7 protein-coding genes are annotated in these 4,420 nt (G+C 68.9%); 1 reads left to right on the plus strand and 6 read right to left on the minus strand.

Annotated features, from left to right (window positions below):
- Window positions 1-164: 164 nt before the first annotated feature.
- Entirely contained in the window at window positions 165-374 is a 210-nt protein-coding gene (locus BMX74_RS42360) for a hypothetical protein (RefSeq protein ID WP_143078982.1), read from the plus strand.
- A 5-nt stretch (window positions 375-379) separates the two neighbouring features.
- Here the strand turns inward: BMX74_RS42360 and BMX74_RS42365 are convergent, their stop codons facing one another.
- The 6 genes from BMX74_RS42365 to BMX74_RS42385 are packed head-to-tail and all read right to left on the minus strand — an operon-like array spanning window position 380 to window position 4,358.
- Window positions 380-1,057: a hypothetical protein gene (locus BMX74_RS42365; protein ID WP_091106107.1), complete on the minus strand. Its 678-nt coding sequence runs from the start codon at window positions 1,055-1,057 to the stop codon at window positions 380-382.
- The gene (locus tag BMX74_RS46450) at window positions 1,054-1,851 is read right to left on the minus strand and encodes a WhiB family transcriptional regulator (RefSeq protein WP_305728691.1); all 798 of its coding nucleotides are present in this window, start codon (window positions 1,849-1,851) and stop codon (window positions 1,054-1,056) included. The genes BMX74_RS42365 and BMX74_RS46450 overlap by 4 nt, the downstream gene beginning before the upstream one ends.
- A gap of 4 nt (window positions 1,852-1,855) precedes the next feature.
- Window positions 1,856-3,466: a DNA methyltransferase gene (locus tag BMX74_RS42375; RefSeq protein ID WP_143078983.1), complete on the minus strand. Its 1,611-nt coding sequence runs from the start codon at window positions 3,464-3,466 to the stop codon at window positions 1,856-1,858.
- Window positions 3,459-3,665, minus strand: a complete 207-nt coding sequence (locus BMX74_RS42380) for a hypothetical protein (protein WP_091106109.1) — start codon at window positions 3,663-3,665, stop codon at window positions 3,459-3,461. Before BMX74_RS42380 ends, BMX74_RS42375 begins: the two co-directional genes overlap by 8 nt.
- Complete coding sequence (locus BMX74_RS44770; RefSeq protein ID WP_177227760.1) at window positions 3,658-3,831, minus strand: hypothetical protein; 174 nt, start codon at window positions 3,829-3,831, stop codon at window positions 3,658-3,660. The genes BMX74_RS42380 and BMX74_RS44770 overlap by 8 nt, the downstream gene beginning before the upstream one ends.
- On the minus strand, window positions 3,828-4,358 hold the full coding sequence (locus BMX74_RS42385; protein WP_091106111.1) for a hypothetical protein: 531 nt from the start codon (window positions 4,356-4,358) through the stop codon (window positions 3,828-3,830). Before BMX74_RS42385 ends, BMX74_RS44770 begins: the two co-directional genes overlap by 4 nt.
- Window positions 4,359-4,420: the final 62 nt, after the last annotated feature.

Here is a 4,420-nt window from a genome sequence, read left to right on the forward strand (position 1 = left end):
AGCAGGGCCTGTCTTCGTCCGGGCGCGCCAGGTAGACCCCTCCCAGGCACCCACCTTTCATAAATACGAAGTGAGTACAGGTTATCAGTGCACGCACAAGTTGCGTGCTTTATCATCCGGTTGTGGTAACGCGCACATGAGACGCTTGAGAGGTGGACCCCGACATGAGCGCCGAGCTTGCGGAAGCCGCGACCGCCTACCTGGAAGCGCCCAGGCGCCTCCAGTCCGCGATCGTGCGGGCGGCTCAGCAAGGCGAGACCGCCATCGAGATCGCGAAGGCGATCAACTTCGCCTACTCCCCCGACTATGTGGCCAGAGTCATCCGCGAAGCTCTCGGCCCACGTCCCCGCGGCCGGCGCAAGTCCACGGACTGACGTCTTCACGACGCCTCCCGGCGGATGCCCTTGGGCTTCTCCCGCGGGTCGTCGATGTCGTCCCACGCCATCGCCGGCGCCCAACCCTGCGCCCGGGCATGACGCTGGGCCCGGGTCACCGACGCCCGCTCATACCTGGCCTCGCAGGGCGGCATCCTGTTGCACAGGTCGGCGAACACCTTCCGCACCGCGCGGGCAGTGAAGACCCGCACCCGCGGCCTGTCCATCAGCTTCCTGATCGCCAGCCGTTCCAGGCCCACCATGTCGGCGAGCGTGTTCGCTGACCAGCCCGCGTACATGAGCGCCTGCAGCCGGCGCCGGGTCCCGGTCGCATCGACCTTCGCCCAGTCCGGCATCTGGTCGAGATCCACGGTGACGGCCAGGACCTTCTCGGCGAAGGAGGTGCGCACCCGTTTCCGGTCGGGAGACAGCGACAGTTCGACATTGCGCCGGTCCACTCCCGCCAGGTCGGCGATCAAGTCGAAGCTAAGCCCGGCCTGACGCAACGCCTTGACGTGCTGGCGCACCTCGCCGATGTCGGCCCACGGCTGCCACTCCCCTCTCGCGATCGCCGCGAGCCGCTGCTTGTTGTAGCGGCACATCGCCTCCCGGCAGCGGTCACAGCGGCAGCCGTGCGTGGTGTACCCGGTGTAGGTGCCGTGCCTGGCGTACGCGCCGGTCATGACGCCACCGCCTGACTGGTCTTGCGGATGCGGCGTTCACGGCCGGTCTCGTTCGTGCACCGGCGGCAGTACTTGTGCAGCCCGTCCTTGGCGTGCTTGTCGGTGCCGAACTCGGCGATCAGTTTCGTGACGGAGCAGCGGCGGCACACCTTCAGCACGGTCTGCGACGCGAGAAGCCCCCGGCGCTGAAGCCGGCGGCGTTCGCTGTGCCTCTCCGCCTCGGTGAGCCCGCCCCACACGCCGTAGGACTCGGGGCGGGTCATCGCGTGATCCAGGCAGGCGTTCCGGGAGGGACACCAGGAGCACAACTGCTTGGCGAGGCTCTCGCGTCGTTCCTTCTCGGCGGGCCGTTCGCCATCGGGGGCGAAGAACAGTTGGTCCTCGCCTCGGCATATCCCGCGTTCGTGCCACGACAGATCGATCAGGGTCGCCGGCTTGGGCATGAGAACCGGGCGGGGCGCTGGCGGCTCGGCGCGCTGCTCCGCGGCGGCCTGCTGCGTCTCCAGTGTCGCGTCAACGAGCTTCTGGTCTTCGCGCGTCTCCCGGGCGCACACCTCCACCGCGGCCAGGTCGCCCATGTCGTCGGGCCACGCGGTCAGCGCGGACCCTTCCGGTAGGCCGAGCGCCTGGATCAGGACCCGCCATCCAGCAGGCCGGTTGCGGCGCAGCCACCTGGACGCCCTGCCCTGCGCGAGCGGGTCGACCTCCTCCAGCAGCTCGTCCGAGTACAGCGGGGAAGCCTGCACGCCGGGCCGGCACAGGTCGTCGTCACTCTTGGCCGCGACGTCGATCATCCACTCAGTGGCCATCGTTCACCTCCGTCCGGTCCTGTCCGGGACCGTCCGGAGGCGAGGAGGGAGAAAGGTCATGAGGCATCGAGAACAAGTCCAGAGAAGGCTGCAGAGGCTTCGACAGCCTCCGCTTGATCAGCTCGGCGTGGGGCTTCTCCAGCTCGACCAGGACGGCGCGGAAGCCCTCTAGGGCGCACGCCTCCCCGGTGGTGCCGGAGCCGGCGAACGGGTCGAGAACCAGGCCGCCGGGCGGGGTGACGAGACGAACGAGCCAACGCATCAGCGCGAGGGGCTTCACCGTGGCGTGCGCGGTACCGTCAGCCAGTCTCGGCCGCTCCGATGACGGGGCTTTGGCCTCGTAGCGGAAGGTCGGGAAGAACCTGCTGGCGCCGCCCGCGTCCCGGTGCTTAACAAACCTGGCTCGGGCGGACTCGCCGTAGGTTTCGGAGAATCTCGGGCTCGGTTCGTTGCCGGAGACGTCCCCGCCCGAGCGACGCGTCCCGCTCTGCCGGTCGAGTTCGGCGACCGGGCAGTCCGGCTGACACACCTCGTCCTCGGCGCACAGGGCGCTGTGGGTGATGACGAAGTTGGTTGGCCAGCGGCCCTGAGTGGTGTCCAGTGCACCCGAACCGCTCGCCCGGGTGAAGGTGCCGATCGGGCTGGCCCCAGCCTTCATACGGGCACTGCCAGGCGTATTGACCCGATCCATCGCCTTGGCATCTTCGGCCGTGACCGGAGTACGGCAGGCCGCGATGTTGAGGGCGCCCGTGCCCCATTCCAGGATGTTCGCCACCGTCGAGTTGAACCCCGTCGACTTCCGGGCCAGCACGATCGGCTCGTGTGCCGGCTTCAGCGCCGTGTTCCACCCATCCCACCGATGCGCTGCCTCTGAGGACGGCAAGGTGAGCCGGCCGTCTCCACTGAAGTTCCCGTACAGGTGGTCGCTCTTGCGCGTCGCCGCCGATCTCGTGCCGACGACTTCCCGCTGCTCCAACGACTCGCCGAGGCGCCCCTTGCGCTCGTTCAACTCCACGACCAGCGGCCGGATTTCTGTGTCATCGAAGCCGAGCGAGTCGCGGATCCTGTCCCACTGGTCGAGCCGGGGGACGATCGCCGCCTTGCCCTGTGTTGTCCATAAACCGCCCATGCCGCTGTAGCCCCACAGAGCGTCGATCTGGGCGTTCGTCCACCCCGCCGCGTCTCGCGCTGCGGCCAGCCACGCAGTGACCTGCAGTACCTTCGTCCGGTCTTCCCTGCGCCGGTCGATCGCCTTACCCATGTCCTGGCCTTTGGGGAAGCCGCTGCCAAACACCCAGTGGATGGAGTCGCGGATCTCGAACCCGGCGTCCTCGACCGCCACAGCCATCCGGTGGTAAGCGCGAGGCGCTCCGAACGCGAGCAGGTGGCCGCCGGGCTTTAGCACCCGGAGACACTCCCGCCACACGGCCGGGTCGAAGGCGATGCCTGAGGCATCCCACGCCCGGCCCATGAAGGCCAGTTCGTACGGCGGGTCCGTGACGATGGCGTCGACGCTGGCGTCGGGCATCGCGGCGAGCACCTCACGGCAGTCCCCGACGTACAGCGTGACGGTGTCGTCGCTCCAGTACGGCTCAGTCACCGGCCACCTCCAGCGTCGTCCGGTCCTGTCCGGGACCGTCCGGAGACGTCCGGGACAGGCCGGCGGTAGCAGGCGGGATGACGTCGAACAGCGGGTCCTGGTCGGGGTCGTCGCTCCGGCCGTCACAGTGGGGCCAGTGGTCGAGCGGGTCGAGGCCGTCGATCGCGGCCTGCTGGCAGCAGAGGCGGAGGTCAGTCATCGCGCCCGTCCTCGCCGAACAGGTCGCCGATGTCCCAGGGGCATTCCCGCGCCTGCTCCTCCCGCCGCCAGGTCAGGTAGATGGCGCCGAGGAAGGCGGTGCCGGCCAGGAAGCACAGGACGCCGATGAGGAGGAGCCCGCGGAGGGAGAGGTCTACGGCGCTCACGGCTGGCCGCCCTTCTGCGCCTGAGCGGCCTCAGCGGCTTCTACGGCGGCGTAGTACTCGGAGAGCTTGACCCGCTCCCAGATGGTCAGGTCCACGCGCTCCTCCGGGATGGGGCGGCTCCACGTGGCGTATAAGGCGCCATCGATGAGCGCGAGCCCGCAGGTGAGCAGGGCGAGGCTGACGAACATCGTCTTCGGCATGCCGGGCATGGCGTCGCGCGGATCCGGCTGCGTCAGCTCTGCGAGGGAGGCGCCGATCGCCTTGCCCTTCCTGGACGCGAGGCGCGGCATCAGGTATCCGGTGCGCGAGTCGATGCGCCAGCCGTCCGGGACGTCCTCGCCTTCGATGTGCTCCACGCCGAGCACCCGCCCGCTGTGGCTGACGTACACGTTGCGGGTCCCGAACCCGTGCTCGTCGAGGAACGTCTCCATCAGCTCACCCCATGCCTCCCGGGCTTCGATGGAGGCGTGCCAGACAGAGAGCACGTCCGGATGGGTGCTGCGGTAGACGGTCTTGTCGGTGCTCACTCGTCGCCGCCCTTCTGTGCCTGAGCGGCCTCGTACGCGTCCGCCATGGCGGCGAGGTGGGC

Origin of the sequence: Nonomuraea pusilla, assembly GCF_900109355.1 — a bacterium.
GTDB classification, from domain to species: domain Bacteria; phylum Actinomycetota; class Actinomycetes; order Streptosporangiales; family Streptosporangiaceae; genus Nonomuraea; species Nonomuraea pusilla.

Coding starts and splice junctions, on each gene's coding strand:
- BMX74_RS42360 (WP_143078982.1), top strand. CDS start 165: ATGAGCGCCGAGCTTGCGGAAGCCGCGACCGCCTACCTGGAAGCGCCC.
- BMX74_RS46450 (WP_305728691.1), bottom strand. CDS start 1,851: ATGATCGACGTCGCGGCCAAGAGTGACGACGACCTGTGCCGGCCCGGC.
- BMX74_RS42365 (WP_091106107.1), bottom strand. CDS start 1,057: ATGACCGGCGCGTACGCCAGGCACGGCACCTACACCGGGTACACCACG.
- BMX74_RS42380 (WP_091106109.1), bottom strand. CDS start 3,665: ATGACTGACCTCCGCCTCTGCTGCCAGCAGGCCGCGATCGACGGCCTC.